This window comes from Leclercia sp. UBA5958, assembly GCF_002430365.1.
Taxonomy (GTDB): domain Bacteria; phylum Pseudomonadota; class Gammaproteobacteria; order Enterobacterales; family Enterobacteriaceae; genus Enterobacter; species Enterobacter pneumoniae.
The window spans coordinates 98,117-111,143 of sequence record NZ_DJCE01000012.1; the positions used below are offsets into that span (position 1 = coordinate 98,117).

13 protein-coding genes are annotated in these 13,027 nt (G+C 57.2%); 2 read left to right on the forward strand and 11 right to left on the reverse strand.

The window, feature by feature from the left end; genetic code table 11:
- Positions 1–2 precede the first annotated feature (2 nt).
- The 10 genes from phnK to B2Q93_RS18820 form a co-directional block, all read right to left on the reverse strand.
- Complete coding sequence (phnK, locus tag B2Q93_RS18775) at positions 3–758, reverse strand: phosphonate C-P lyase system protein PhnK (protein ID WP_046885507.1); 756 nt, start codon at positions 756–758, stop codon at positions 3–5.
- Positions 755–1,600, reverse strand: a complete 846-nt coding sequence (gene phnJ, locus B2Q93_RS18780) for an alpha-D-ribose 1-methylphosphonate 5-phosphate C-P-lyase PhnJ (protein WP_040077562.1) — start codon at positions 1,598–1,600, stop codon at positions 755–757. The genes phnK and phnJ overlap by 4 nt, the downstream gene beginning before the upstream one ends.
- Positions 1,593–2,657: a carbon-phosphorus lyase complex subunit PhnI gene (locus B2Q93_RS18785; protein WP_286934056.1), complete on the reverse strand. Its 1,065-nt coding sequence runs from the start codon at positions 2,655–2,657 to the stop codon at positions 1,593–1,595. The genes phnJ and B2Q93_RS18785 overlap by 8 nt, the downstream gene beginning before the upstream one ends.
- A complete protein-coding gene (phnH, locus tag B2Q93_RS18790; RefSeq protein ID WP_040077560.1) occupies positions 2,657–3,241 on the reverse strand; it encodes a phosphonate C-P lyase system protein PhnH in 585 nt (194 codons plus the stop codon). Before phnH ends, B2Q93_RS18785 begins: the two co-directional genes overlap by 1 nt.
- Positions 3,238–3,690 (reverse strand): phosphonate C-P lyase system protein PhnG, encoded by a 453-nt coding sequence (phnG, locus tag B2Q93_RS18795; protein WP_046885504.1) that lies wholly within the window; start codon positions 3,688–3,690, stop codon positions 3,238–3,240. Before phnG ends, phnH begins: the two co-directional genes overlap by 4 nt.
- Positions 3,691–4,416, reverse strand: coding sequence for a phosphonate metabolism transcriptional regulator PhnF (phnF, locus tag B2Q93_RS18800; RefSeq protein WP_046885503.1), 726 nt, complete (start codon positions 4,414–4,416; stop codon positions 3,691–3,693). It lies immediately after the preceding gene.
- A gap of 20 nt (positions 4,417–4,436) precedes the next feature.
- Positions 4,437–5,216 carry a phosphonate ABC transporter, permease protein PhnE gene (gene phnE / locus B2Q93_RS18805; RefSeq protein ID WP_286934058.1) on the reverse strand — a complete coding sequence of 260 codons (780 nt, stop codon included), beginning with the start codon at positions 5,214–5,216 and terminating at the stop codon, positions 4,437–4,439.
- A 158-nt stretch (positions 5,217–5,374) separates the two neighbouring features.
- Positions 5,375–6,391: a phosphonate ABC transporter substrate-binding protein gene (gene phnD / locus B2Q93_RS18810; protein ID WP_286934060.1), complete on the reverse strand. Its 1,017-nt coding sequence runs from the start codon at positions 6,389–6,391 to the stop codon at positions 5,375–5,377.
- 23 nt (positions 6,392–6,414) lie between these two features.
- Entirely contained in the window at positions 6,415–7,203 is a 789-nt protein-coding gene (gene phnC, locus B2Q93_RS18815) for a phosphonate ABC transporter ATP-binding protein (protein ID WP_286934061.1), read from the reverse strand.
- 240 nt (positions 7,204–7,443) lie between these two features.
- The gene (locus B2Q93_RS18820; RefSeq protein ID WP_040077554.1) at positions 7,444–7,779 is read right to left on the reverse strand and encodes a zinc ribbon domain-containing protein YjdM; all 336 of its coding nucleotides are present in this window, start codon (positions 7,777–7,779) and stop codon (positions 7,444–7,446) included.
- A gap of 598 nt (positions 7,780–8,377) precedes the next feature.
- Between B2Q93_RS18820 and crfC the strand changes: the two genes are divergently transcribed.
- Together crfC and B2Q93_RS18830 are read left to right on the forward strand one after the other, a co-directional pair.
- On the forward strand, positions 8,378–10,729 hold the full coding sequence (gene crfC / locus B2Q93_RS18825; protein ID WP_212478526.1) for a clamp-binding protein CrfC: 2,352 nt from the start codon (positions 8,378–8,380) through the stop codon (positions 10,727–10,729).
- A complete protein-coding gene (locus B2Q93_RS18830) occupies positions 10,726–11,604 on the forward strand; it encodes a diguanylate cyclase regulator RdcB family protein (RefSeq protein WP_046885498.1) in 879 nt (292 codons plus the stop codon). The genes crfC and B2Q93_RS18830 overlap by 4 nt, the downstream gene beginning before the upstream one ends.
- 31 nt (positions 11,605–11,635) lie before the next feature.
- Here B2Q93_RS18830 and kdgT read toward each other — a convergent pair whose 3' ends face one another.
- Positions 11,636–12,631, reverse strand: a complete 996-nt coding sequence (gene kdgT / locus B2Q93_RS18835; protein WP_040077550.1) for a 2-keto-3-deoxygluconate transporter — start codon at positions 12,629–12,631, stop codon at positions 11,636–11,638.
- Positions 12,632–13,027 lie beyond the last annotated feature (396 nt).

Consider the following 13,027-nt stretch of genomic DNA (forward strand, 5'->3'; position numbering starts at 1 on the left):
TCTTAGTTCTGCAATACCGATGACACCAGCAGCTGGGTGTACGGATGATGGGGATCGTCAAGTACGCGGTCGGTTAACCCACTTTCCACCACCTGACCCTGTTTCATCACCAACAGACGGTCCGCCAGCAGGCGCGCAACACCCAGATCGTGGGTGACAATCACCACCGCCAGGTTCAGCTCCACCACCAGGCCGCGCAGCAGGTCGAGAAGGCGCGCCTGTACCGAGACGTCCAGCCCGCCCGTAGGCTCATCCATAAACACCAGCTTCGGATGGGTCACCAGATTGCGGGCGATCTGTAACCGTTGCTGCATCCCACCGGAAAAGGTGGTGGGCAGGTCGTCGATGCGCGAGGCGGGGATCTCCACCTCCTCCAGCCAGTGCTGCGCCGTAGCGCGGATGTTGCTGTAGTGGCGCGCGCCGGTCGCCATCAGCCGTTCGCCGATATTGCCCCCCGCCGAAACCTGACGGCGCAGGCCGTCCATCGGGTGCTGATGCACCACGCCCCACTCGGTGCGCAGCAGGCGGCGGCGCTCGGCCTCGCTCATGCCGTACAGCGAGGCGCCTTCGTAGAGAATGTCGCCGTTGTGCGGCGTCAGGCGCGCGGAGATCGATTTCAGCAAGGTGGTTTTGCCGGAGCCGGACTCGCCGACAATCCCCAGCACTTCCCCTGGCCAGAGTTCAAATGACACGTCGCTAAAGCCTTTGCCCGGCGCGTAAAGGTGGGTCAGGTTGTTAACCGAAAGCAGCGGTTTCATTGGCTTTTCGCCTCGCTCTGTTGGCGGCAGTAGTCGGTGTCGGAGCAGACAAACATCCGTTTACCGGTGTCGTCCAGCACCACTTCATCCAGATAGCTGTGCTGCGAGCCGCAGATAGCGCACGGCTCGTCCCAGGCCTGCACCGTAAACGGGTGGTCGTCAAAATCGAGACTCTCCACGCGGGTATACGGCGGGACGGCATAGATGCGTTTTTCGCGCCCGGCGCCAAACAGCTGCAGGGCGGGCATCATGTCCATCTTCGGGTTATCGAATTTCGGGATCGGCGACGGGTCCATCACGTAGCGCCCGTTCACCTTCACCGGGTAGGCGTAGGTGGTGGCGATATGGCCGAAGCGGGCGATATCTTCGTACAGCTTCACCTGCATCACGCCGTACTCTTCCAGCGCGTGCATGGTGCGGGTTTCGGTTTCACGCGGCTCGATAAAGCGCAGCGGCTCCGGGATCGGCACCTGGAAAATCAGAATCTGATCTTCGGTGAGCGGGGTTTCTGGGATGCGGTGACGGGTCTGGATCAGCGTCGCGTCTTCGGTTTTTTCAGTGGTGTTCACGCCCGTGACGCGCTTGAAGAAGTTGCGAATCGACACCGCATTGGTGGTGTCGTCCGCCCCCTGGTCGATAACTTTTAGCACGTCCGCTTCGCCAATCACGCTGGCGGTGAGCTGAATGCCGCCGGTCCCCCAGCCGTAGGGCATCGGCATTTCGCGGCCGCCGAACGGCACCTGATAGCCCGGAATGGCCACGGCTTTCAGGATGGCGCGGCGGATCATGCGTTTGGTTTGCTCATCCAGATAGGCAAAGTTATAGCCGCTTAAGTTAGCCATTTCTGCGCTCCCGTTGCAGGCGTTTCAGCAGTTCCAGTTCGGCCTGGAAGTCGACGTAATGGGGCAGCTTGAGGTGCGAGACAAAGCCTGCGGCTTCGACGTTATCCGCGTGGGCCAGCACGAACTCTTCGTCCTGCGCCGGGCCGGCGGCGTGCTCACCGTAGTCCGGTGCCTGCAGGGCGCGGTCAACCAGCGCCATTGCCATTGCCTTGCGCTCGCTCAAGCCGAACACCAGCCCGTAGCCACGGGTAAAGTGCGGGTCGTCGTTTTCCGGTGCGACAAAGCCGTTAACCATTTCACACTCAGTGACCAGCAGTTCGCCGATGTTCACCGCAAAACCGAGCTCTTCCGGCACGATTTCGATGTCGAGGTAACCGCTGCGGATCTCCGCCGCGAACGGGTGGTTGCGCCCGTAGCCGCGCTGAGTGGAGTAGGCCAGCGCCAGCAGATACCCTTCGTCGCCGCGCATCAGCTGCTGCAGGCGCGACGATCGTGAGCACGGATAGACCGGCGGCGTGCGGGTAATGTCGTCAGGCACCGTGCCGGAATCTTCTTCCGCTTTTGCGAGGCCCTGCTTCGCCAGCAGGCTAAAGACGTGCGGAGAGGCTTCCTGCGCGGCATCGGAGGTGGCAAGCGACGGTGCGTCGCCGTTCGCCAGCAGGGTGAAATCGAGCAGGCGGTGGGTATAGTCGTAGGTAGGGCCAAGCAACTGGCCGCCGGGAATATCTTTATAAACGGCCGAAATGCGGCGTTCCAGACGCATCTCCGGGGTACTCACCGGCTCGCTTACCGCCAGTTTCGCCAGCGTGGTGCGGTAGGCGCGCAGCAGAAAAATCGCTTCGACGTTATCGCCGCTGGCCTGCTTCAGCGCCAGCGCCGCCAGTTCGCGATCTGCGATGCCCCCTTCGGTCATCACCCGATCGACAGCGAGGTTTAACTGCTGTTCTATCTGGGCGACGCTCAGCTCGGGAAGCTGTTCATCACCCCGTCGTCTCTGCTCTTGCAGCATGTGGGCGGCGGCAATCGCCTTCTCGCCCCCCTTGACGGCAACGTACATCAGCACACCTCCACGTGGGTGGTTCGCGGGATGGCCAGCAGGCGCTCGCCGCAGGTGAGGATCAGGTCGATGCCCAGCGGGAACGGGTGCGGACGCTCGGTCAGCTCATGAATAATGCACTCCGGCAGCTGAGGGGCGACCATGCGCTCCTCGGCAATGCCTGCCCCGGTCAGGCGCAGCATGCGGCCACCGCTCAGGCTGGTGACCTGCAAAATCAACGTGGCGCTGGCCTCTGGCGCCACGGCAGTGCCTTCGCTCAGGGCGTTGAGCTGCTCGTGGCTGATCTGCTCGTCGGCCACGGCGAAGACCGCCTGCTGGGGCTGTTCAACCAGTGGCGCGTTGGTGTGAAAACGCAGGTTCTGACAGGCGATATCGTTGGTCAGCGCACCGGAGAGCCACACCGGGGTATCGTTGTCGGCCAGCGTCAGTAGCACGCTGGTGGTGGCGAGGTTCAGCGGCAACCAGCCCTGCGCAAGCTGATGCAGCGAGACGATGACGCCCGGCTCGCTCATGGCTTTCAGCAGGCGACGAAAACTTTGTTGGGCATCCTGGACGGCGAGGGTAAAAGCGGGTTGAAGCGTCATGCGTTATCTCCGCGAACGAGCGTAAAGAAGTCGACCCGGCTGGTGTTAATTTCAGCCTGACGCGCAGCAAGGCGTGCGGCGCGGTCAGCTTCCAGCGGGGTAATCAAGGTTTCCATCAATGACTGGAAATAGGGTTGTTCTTGCAGCAGGGCGTCGATAACGGCGCACTGCTCGGCATGATGTTTGTTACGCCCCAGCTGATAGCTGTAACCCAGAGTACCGCTGGACAGGCGCACAACAGCACGGGTGAGGGTGGCGTCACCGGCAAAAAAGCGTTCTCCTGTGCCGCCCATGCGCGCCTGGATCTGCACCAGGCCACTCTCCGGTGCGCGGATCAGTTCATAGGTCGGCGTGAGGGCAAGGGCAGAGACGCGCGCCTGCAACGCCCCGGGGTCGCTATGTGCCAGGACGCGCATCCAGTGCTGACGGGTGGCGGTATCGAAGTGCATTCAGTGCTCCATGGTGAATTCAATCATGTCGGCGCGGGTCAGGCTGACGGAGTACTCCGTCGCGTTGATCTCGCCGTCACGGTGGTTGAGGGTGCGCACGCAGAGCAGCGGGGCCATGTTGGGGATCTCCAGCACCTTGCTCTCTTTTGCCTGCGCGCGGCGGGCGCTGATGCGCGTCTGGGTGCGCTTGAGCGCGATGCCCGTGGCCTCCTGCAGAAAGTCATGCAGCGAGCCGCTGGCGAAATGTTGCAGCACCGGCCAGAGGGAGAGGTCGGCAAAGTAATGGTCGATCTGGCACACCGCCACGCCGTTGACCCGGCGCAGGGTGCGCAGGTGTACAACGTTTTCACCCTCGGTAATGCCCAGTGCGTCCGCCACGTGGCTGGAGGCCGGACGTAATACTGAGAGCAGTTTTTCGCTGGTGGGGTGGCTGCCCTGGTCGAGCAGGTTCTGGCTAAAGCGCGCCTGCGCGTTAAGCGGGTAGTCGAACGGGCGCATCAGCACCAGCACGCCGACGCCCTGGCGGCGCTGTACCCATCCGCGCTCCACCAGTTGGTCAATGGCGCGGCGCAGGGTGTGGCGATTCACTTCGTAGCGGTCGGCAAGCTGCTGCTCGGCGGGCAGATAGTCCCCGCAGCGGTAGTGGGTGCGAAGTTCCACTTCGAGCTTTGCCGCAATCTCTTGCCAACGGGTTGGGTAGCTGGTCGGATGTCTGGATAAGTGCATAGAAATCAAAGCCTCGCTTCTCAGATGAAGTGCTTACGCAAACGTTGAGAGAGGAAATCCAGCAGGCTGACGGCGATGATGATGAGTACCATCAGGGCGCAGGTTTGCTGGAACTGGAAACCACGAATCGCTTCCCACAGGGTGACGCCGATACCGCCTGCGCCAACCATGCCGACCACGGTGGCCGAGCGAACGTTGGATTCAAAGCGGTAGAGGGAGTAGGAGATCAACAGCGGCATCACCTGCGGCAACACGCCATACAGAATCTCTTCAATTTTGTTGGCGCCGGTGGCGCGGATGCCTTCGACCGGGCCAGGCTCGATGGCTTCCACCGCCTCGGAGAGCAGCTTGGAGAGCACGCCGGTGGTGTGAATAAACAGCGCCATTACGCCGGCAAAGGGGCCGAGACCGACGGCGACCACGAACAGCATGGCGAAGACCATTTCGTTAATGGCGCGGCAGGCGTCCATCAGGCGGCGCATCGGCTGGTACACCCACCATGGCACGATGTTTTCGGCGCTCATCAGGCCAAACGGGATGGAGAGGATGACCGCGAGGGCGGTGCCCCAGACGGCGATTTGCAGGGTGATGGCCATTTCGCCGAGGTAGTCCTGCCACTGGCTGAAGTCCGGCGGGAAGAAGTCGGCGGCGAAGGTGGCCATGTTGCCGGAATCTTTCACCAGCAGCAGCGGGTCCATTTCCGCGCCCTTCCAGGAGATAACAAGCACCGCCAGCAGGATGGCCCAGCTGATCAGCGAGAACCAGCTGCGCTTTGGCGGTGGGAGAGTGATGGTTTGCATGGCGACTCCTTAATCTGTTCTCCCTCTCCCTGTGGGAGNNGGCCGGGGTGAGGGCATCAGCGTGTGCATTTCCCCCTCACCCTAACCCTCTCCCTCAAGGGAGAGGGGACTGTCCGGTGCGGTTTTTACCCTCTCCCACAGGGAGAAGGAGAAAAGATTTATTGCACCGCTTTATTCACGCTGGTCATCGCGCCGAGCGCGGCGGTCAGGCGGTCGAGATCGTCCAGCTGTGCCTGAATTTCAGACAATTTGCTGCTCTTCTCTTCCTCCTTCAGACCCTTGTTGTCCTTCACGCCCTGCATCTGTTTAAACAGCGCCAGCTGGCGAATCGGGACCAGCTGCAGGTCGCTTGAGGCGCGGAACGGTGCCCAGCCCAGCTTCTCCAGAACGGCTTTCTCTTCCGGCGTTTTGCCGTAGGCCATAAAGAAGTCGTACACCTTGTCCTTGGTGCTTTCTGAGAGGTTTTTACGCCATACGATCGGGTCGCCCGGGATCAGCGGTGATTTCCAGATCACCTTCAGTTCTTTCAGCTTGTCCGGCGCGGAGGTCTTCAGCTTGTCGAGGTTTTCGGTGTTGTTAGTTGCCACGTCCACCTGCTTGTTGGCCACGGCCAGGGCGTTGGTTTCGTGCCCGGCGTTGACGGTGCGTTTGAATTCGTTGGTGGAAATATTGTTTTTGGCGAAGACGTAATAGCCCGGCACCAGGAACCCGGAAGTGGAGTTCGGATCGCCGTTGCCAAAGGTCAGCTCTTTACGTTTGGCGAGCATGTCGTTGAGGTTATTGATCGGGCTGTCTTTGTTCACGATCAGCACGCTCCAGTAGCCCGGAGAGCCATCTGCCGCCACGGTCTGCGCAAAGACCTGGCCGTTGGCGCGGTCTACCGCTTCCATCGCGGAGAGGTTGCCGTACCAGGCGATGTCGACTTTGTTAAAGCGCATCCCCTGGATGATGCCCGCGTAGTCCGGGGCGAAGAAGGCGTTCACTTTGATCCCCAGTTTGGTTTCCATATCTTTCAGGAACGGTTCCCACTGAGGTTTCAGGTTCTGCTGTGATTCCGTCGAAATAATGCCAAAGTTCAGCGCTTTCTCCTGCTCCTCGGCATACGCCGGGCTTAACAGGGTGCTGATGCTGAACAGGCTGGTGAAGGCCAGCGCGGCAACGGTTTTGTAGCTCATGTACTTTCCTCGGATCGGGTGAATTAAGCAGCCTGCGTGCGCTCTTCGACGCGGTTAATGCTGCGGTAGAGATGGTCAAAGCGTTCGTTATCGAACTGATGGCTTGCGCCATCAAAGAAGATATGTCCCTGACGCAGGGCGACGATGCGCTCGCAGTAGCGCAGGGCATAGTCCACCTGATGCAGCGTGACCACCACGGTGATGCCGTCGTTCTGGTTGATGTCGCGCAGGGTCTCCATCACGATGCGCGCCGACTCGGGGTCCAGCGAGGCGATGGGTTCGTCGGCCAGAATGATTTTCGCTTTCTGCATCAGGGCACGGGCAATGGCGACGCGCTGCTGTTGTCCACCGGAGAGGGTGGAGACGCGCTGGTGGGCGAAGTGGGTCATGCCGACGCGGGTCAGCGCCTGCAGGGCTTCTTGTTTCTGGGAAGGGGAGAACCAGCGCAGACAGGTGCGCCAGAACGGGGTGCTGCCGAGCGCGCCAATCAGCACGTTCTCCAGCACCGTCAGGCGGTTCACCAGGTTGAACTGCTGGAAGATGTAGCCTGTCTGGGCGCGACTTTTACGGATGTCACGCGCCAGGCGGCCGGCGCGCTGGACGGTGTTACCCAGCAGCTCGACGTGGCTTTCCGGCGTTTTATCGCAGGCAATGAGGCCGCTTAAATGGCGCAGCAGGGTCGACTTTCCTGAACCGGAAGGCCCCAGCAGCGCCACCATTTCGCCCTGCTGGACGGTCAGATCAACGGCATGCAGCGCCTTATTATGGTTAAAAGACTTACTCAGTTTTTCGACGCGAATGACAGTGTGCATGTGTCGGGCCTCACGATAAATGTGGCCTCATGCTGGCGGATCAATGTGACATTTAGGTTAAGTACTGGTTGCGGGAGTTTGAAGAGTTGAAGCGATGGCGATGACAGGCGATTGCCTCTGCACAAGTGCCGGCGAAGGAGAGGGAGGGACGTAACGGCATAATCGTTACCTCAGGTAAGAGAAGCCCGTTACGTGTCGTTTTCGTCCGCCCGGTAAGCGAAGCCTCACCGGGCGGAGAAATCAGTTCTTTTTGACGAACTCAGATTTCAATTTCATAGGGCCAAAGCCGTCGATTTTGCAGTCAATGTTGTGATCGCCTTCAACCAGACGGATGCCCTTCACTTTGGTGCCGATTTTCAGCATGGAAGAGCTGCCTTTTACTTTCAGATCTTTAATTACGGTAACGTTATCGCCATCGGCCAGCAGGTTGCCGTTCGCATCTTTCACGATCAGTGCGTCACTGTCTGGTGCCGGTTCGGCATCGTTCCACTCGTGGGCGCATTCCGGGCAAATAAACAGACCGTTGTCTTCGTAGGTGTACTCGGAATTGCATTTCGGGCAATGAGGTAGCTGCATGATGGACTCCTGAAATAGTGCGAAGCGGCGGGAGTGTGCCCGCCAAAAACCGACGTATTGTCGAAAAAGGCGGCAAGTATAACGTAAAACCTTACTGTTGTCGGTGACATTGTTTTTATCAAGAAATTTAAAAAAAGTATGGCGGATGACATTTTCTGTCAGTCAATTAAGCGATGCTAACTCCCACATCCAACGGAGTAACGGCCATGATTGAATTAATCAGAATTTTATTGCGGCAAATTGCTACGTACTGCCATTTCGGATAAGGTAAGAGCAGCTTTGCTATTTTTTAGATTTCCCGAACTACCCACACTTTGTTTGGGTAGGGCTCTCCTCCCTCTCATTTTGGGTAGGGGAAATAATAATGATATATCCTGACCTTTCTTAAATTTGAGCTACGCTCTTACTCTTTCGGTTTCCCTGACCGAGGGGCTCGCTCCGTTGTTAATGCATTTTTTAAATATAAAATTTCAACAGCATCAATCGCTTATATTTTAGTGGGGATATTTTCCACATGTAATCAATAAAACCGATCCTTCATTATTAAAATTATTCGGTTTAATAAAATTAAGAAATTTGCGTTAAGGGAAGTTATTGCATGCACACACAAACAATATTTGAATTGAGCCAGGAAGCGGAACGGCTACTGCAACTCTCTTTGCAAAACCTTGAAACCTTAAAAGCGATGCCTGTCGCGATAATGGACAGTACTACCACGGCGTTGACGGGTGAAAGCAATAATGTCTTGCCGCTGCATTTCAGCGCCCGGGGTTTAGACGCCCAGCAGTCGATGCTGAACAATGAACTGCGCAAAATTACCCGGCTGGAGATGGTGCTGGCGATTGTTGGCACCATGAAGGCCGGGAAATCGACCACCATCAATGCCATCGTCGGTACGGAGGTGTTGCCAAACCGCAACCGCCCGATGACGGCCCTCCCCACGCTTATTCGTCATACGCCGGGCCAGAAGGAGCCAGTGCTGAACTTTTCGCACGTCGCGCCGATCGATACCTTAATTAAGCAACTGCAAATAAAGCTGAGTAATTGCGATCGCGGCAAGCTGGCGCAACAGCTGGAAATTGATAAAGACATGAATGCCCTGCTGGGGCGTATTGAAAAAGGGGAGGCGTTTGAAAAACGTTATCTTGGCGCCCAGCCCATCTTCTATTGTCTGAAAAACTTAAATGATCTGGTGCGCCTTTCCCAGGCGCTGGAAACCGACTTTCCCTTCTCTGAATATGCAGCTATCGAACACATTCCGGTGATTGAGGTGGAGTTTGTTCATCTGGCCGGGCTGGATGCGCATCTCGGACACTTAACACTTCTTGATACCCCCGGGCCGAACGAGGCCGGGCAACCGCATCTGCAGAAGATGCTGGCAGAACAGATCTCCCGCGCCTCGGCGGTGCTGGCGGTGATGGATTACACCCAACTTAAGTCGATCTCCGACGAAGAGGTGCGTCAGGCCATTTCGGCGGCAGGGAGATCAGTGCCGCTCTATGCGCTGGTCAATAAATTCGATCAGAAAGATCGTAATAGCGATGACGAAGAGCAGGTGCGGGCAATGATCTCCGGCACCCTGATGAAAGGGTATATCTCTCCGGGGCAGATTTACCCGGTCTCTTCCATGTGGGGATATCTGGCAAACCGTGCGCGTCACGAACTGGATCAACGCGGTAAATTGCCGGATCACCAGAGCCAGCGCTGGGTACAGGATTTTGCCGAAGCGGCGCTTGGCCGCCGCTGGCGCACCGCCGATCTCGACGACATTGAGCATGTTCGTCACTCTGCCGATCTGCTGTGGGAAGATTCCCTGTTTGAACAGCCGATCCGCAAGCTGATTTATGCCGCTTATGCTAATGCTTCGCTGTATGCCCTGCGTTCTGCATCGCATAAGTTATTAAACTACGCGCAAAATGCCCGTGAATATCTCGATTTTCGCTATCAGGGGCTGACGGTAGCCTTTGATGAGCTACAGCTCAATATCACCCGTCTGGAAGAGGACATGGCCCTGTTACAGCGTCGTCAGGAGTCGGTCAGCGATGAGGTGAGGCATGAAGTCGAAGAGGCGCTCTGCACGGCAGAGGGGTTTATTAACGAGCAGAAGGGGCAAATCCAGCAGGCGATAAGTCAGGTCTTCAGCAGCGATAATCTGCGCGATCTAACCGGCTATGACCTGCGTTTGCGTAGTGATGATCCTGCAGCCGCGGAGCTACTGGTGCTGGAAGATGAAGGCCAGGCGCAGATTGTGCTCAGTAAAATCCGCTCCTCATGCGAAATGATTCTGCTGGCGGCGCAAGAGCGTATCAGCCGTGAACTGGCTCTGCGTTTCGATCAGCTTGAATCCACCCTGGCGCGCTCGCTGAATGATGCCATGCGCCCCATTGAGACACGTATCAAAGAAGAGTTAAGCCACGCCGGTTTCCGGGCGCGGATCAGCTTCCCGGCCTTCCAGGCCAGCCAGCTTAACTTTAATACCCGCGGCCTGTTTAACGACGTGATTGCCCGTGAGAACCTTCCTGCGAGCCAGGTGGCAGGCACGAGTAGCGTGCGTGAAACGGTCTCTCGCTGGCTGAATAATCCTGGCTGGGGTTGGGATGACTACGTCGTGACACATACCCGTTACGTGATCAACGTGGCTGAGCTGCATGACAAAATTAATCACCATATTGAGCAGTTTTGTGCACAAATCCGTAAAGCTTTGGCCGCGCAGGTCGATGTCTCTGTTACGGCAGGCATGGCGACTTTCTTTGCGGAATTTTCGCTATGTCTTGCAGGATTACAAGAAAGCTTGCGTGATAGCCTCGCGGTGCGCCAGCAGAATGAGCATGCTACCCGGTCGCTCACTCAGCTGCTTTCACAGTGTATCTCCACCGCGACGTGGATTCAGGAAGATACCCGACTGTTACGCGATGATATTCAAACTCTATTCGCGGCAGAGCAACCATGACAAAACAACTACTGGACGGTCCCGGGCGGACGCTGGAGTGTATCCATCCCAAATTTATGGTCGATTTGGTGCAAGGGGTGGATGCCACGCGTCAAACCCCGCTCGTGCCACAGCAACAGCAGTTTCGTGAACGTTTAACCCAGGAGATCATGACGCAGACTCAGCTTCGTCCATGGGCGATGGCGGGAATGTTCAGCGAAAATGCTGCGCTGCGGCTTGGGCTGGCAGAGAAACTGGCGGGCATGTTTGATCCCGGCCATCTTGCGCTTACCCGCATGACACAGAAACTGGACGCATTACGCCAGCACACGGGTCTGCGCAATGCGCCCCCGCCAGGCTTGTTGCAGCAGTACGATACCCTCTCTTCTCATTTCCAGCAGCGTGCAGTCTGGAAAGTCAAAGCGTTAGGCCAGCGCGGCTTAACGGTGCAGGCCGGTGAGCATACCGAACAGATCTTTACCCGCTGGCGGGCCGGCCATTACGACGGCTGGTCCCTGGCCGGGCGCGGTTATGTGGCGCTGGAAGAGTTGCGCTGGGGAGCGTTTGGCGACGCCTGCCGGCTGGCCAATGCCGACGTGAGCGCCATGCTGAAAGATGAGCTGCAAAATCAGGTGGCGAACTACCTGGCGCTGGGCATTAATGCGGCACCAGCCACGCGCCATTTTTACCATCAATGGCTTGCCACACCGGCGTCTCCGGGTCTGATCGATCATAAAGATATGCTGGGCTGGCTGGGCGACTGGTGTGATGTGGACCGTCATCCGGTCTGCTGGTCGGTGACGCAAAGCTGGCAAAACGTGGCGCTGGGGATGCCGAGACTCTGTTCGGCGACAAGACTGGCGAAAGCCATGGTAGAAGAGGTCTTCGCAGAGTAAAAACCCTCTCCCGTGGGAGAGGGTCAGTCACTTAGTGGTGCAGCGATTCCACTCTTTGTTCTTCAGCTTCCGGCGCCGGGATGTTACCGAAGCGTCTGGCGTACAGTGCAGTGATGATTGGCACCAGAATCGCGGTGACGATCACGCTGGCCGCAACCAGTGCGGTAGCGGATGCGGCAACCGGTTCAAAGGCCGGGTTAATCTGCGCGATGATGACCGGGTTAGCCACCGCAGCGCCCGCGGCGGATGATGCCGCCACCCCCGCAGTCCCGTTGCCACCGCCAATGACGCGGTCGGCAATAATCAGCGGAATACCGGTGATGATGATCACCGCCACGCCCAGCACGATACCCAGCAGGCCGGTCTGAAGGATCACGTTCAGGTTGATGGTGTTACCCAGGGCGAAACCGAAGAAGGGAATCAGTACCGGCGTTGCTTTGCTGAAGAAGTCACGCAGGTCGTGGTCCAGGTTACCGAGGGCGAAACCGATCAGGAATGGCAGGATGGCGCCAACAAAATGGTGCGCTTCAAACGAGGCCAGACCTGCAGAGCCGAGGATCAGCATGGTCATCAGCGGGCCGGACTCCAGCGACATCAGAACGAAAGCACCGGACTCCTCTTTGGTGCCATACTGGTTCATCAGACTGGCGTAGAGACCGCCGTTGGTCATGTCCATGGCAGAGACGATGGCAAGTACGGAGAGACCCGCAAAGAAGCCCGTCTGGATCCCATTCTCTGGGATGAACATCGCGCAGAGCATCGCCACAATCCATGCAACGGCAATTTTAGTCAGTACCAGCGTGCCGGACTTACGTAATACCGTTCCGGTTGCACGTAAATTAATGGAAGCACCGATACAGAAGAACCATACCGCCAGGATCGGCACCGTACCGGTAATCATACCTTTAGTGAATCCACCGAAATAAGCCCCGGTGTTAGGCGCTAAGGTATTTAAAATGGCACCCAGCACCAGCGGAACCAACATCATCCCACCGGGAATGCGCTCAATCGCGGCTTTAATTTTCATCGTGTACCCTCGCATCTCATCACGCATCGCCGGCGGACAAGTTAGAAACCAATAATTTAATGAATTCAACGCATTGAGGGCTTTGTGCGCCTGGCAATCCGTTATTCATACAGCAAACATAATTCGGTTTGGGTTTTGGCCTTCGACTGAAAGCATTTAAACCCTGTTGACCAGACTTATGATGCGATCGATGGAATGGCGATTCAATGAAAATAAAACAGTGTTTTAGTTATCTGGATCACATATTTTTCGGAAACCGATCGGCGCCCTTTTGATTATTAAAATTGCTGTAAATTGGATGTGAAGAAATGTCGTTTATTTTTTGTTTTCGTGTGAATAATAACTTAAGGAATGATATTTAAGAGGTGGGGGTTGAGACGTATCTCAATTGAGAAA

Excerpts from the sequence above, each read along its gene's own strand:
- phnK (WP_046885507.1), bottom strand. The coding sequence starts at position 758 with ATGAAACCGCTGCTTTCGGTTAACAACCTGACCCACCTTTACGCGCCG.
- phnJ (WP_040077562.1), bottom strand. The coding sequence starts at position 1,600 with ATGGCTAACTTAAGCGGCTATAACTTTGCCTATCTGGATGAGCAAACC.
- B2Q93_RS18785 (WP_286934056.1), bottom strand. The coding sequence starts at position 2,657 with ATGTACGTTGCCGTCAAGGGGGGCGAGAAGGCGATTGCCGCCGCCCAC.
- phnH (WP_040077560.1), bottom strand. The coding sequence starts at position 3,241 with ATGACGCTTCAACCCGCTTTTACCCTCGCCGTCCAGGATGCCCAACAA.
- phnG (WP_046885504.1), bottom strand. The coding sequence starts at position 3,690 with ATGCACTTCGATACCGCCACCCGTCAGCACTGGATGCGCGTCCTGGCA.
- phnF (WP_046885503.1), bottom strand. The coding sequence starts at position 4,416 with ATGCACTTATCCAGACATCCGACCAGCTACCCAACCCGTTGGCAAGAG.
- phnE (WP_286934058.1), bottom strand. The coding sequence starts at position 5,216 with ATGCAAACCATCACTCTCCCACCGCCAAAGCGCAGCTGGTTCTCGCTG.
- phnD (WP_286934060.1), bottom strand. The coding sequence starts at position 6,391 with ATGAGCTACAAAACCGTTGCCGCGCTGGCCTTCACCAGCCTGTTCAGC.
- phnC (WP_286934061.1), bottom strand. The coding sequence starts at position 7,203 with ATGCACACTGTCATTCGCGTCGAAAAACTGAGTAAGTCTTTTAACCAT.
- B2Q93_RS18820 (WP_040077554.1), bottom strand. The coding sequence starts at position 7,779 with ATGCAGCTACCTCATTGCCCGAAATGCAATTCCGAGTACACCTACGAA.
- crfC (WP_212478526.1), top strand. The coding sequence starts at position 8,378 with ATGCACACACAAACAATATTTGAATTGAGCCAGGAAGCGGAACGGCTA.
- B2Q93_RS18830 (WP_046885498.1), top strand. The coding sequence starts at position 10,726 with ATGACAAAACAACTACTGGACGGTCCCGGGCGGACGCTGGAGTGTATC.
- kdgT (WP_040077550.1), bottom strand. The coding sequence starts at position 12,631 with ATGAAAATTAAAGCCGCGATTGAGCGCATTCCCGGTGGGATGATGTTG.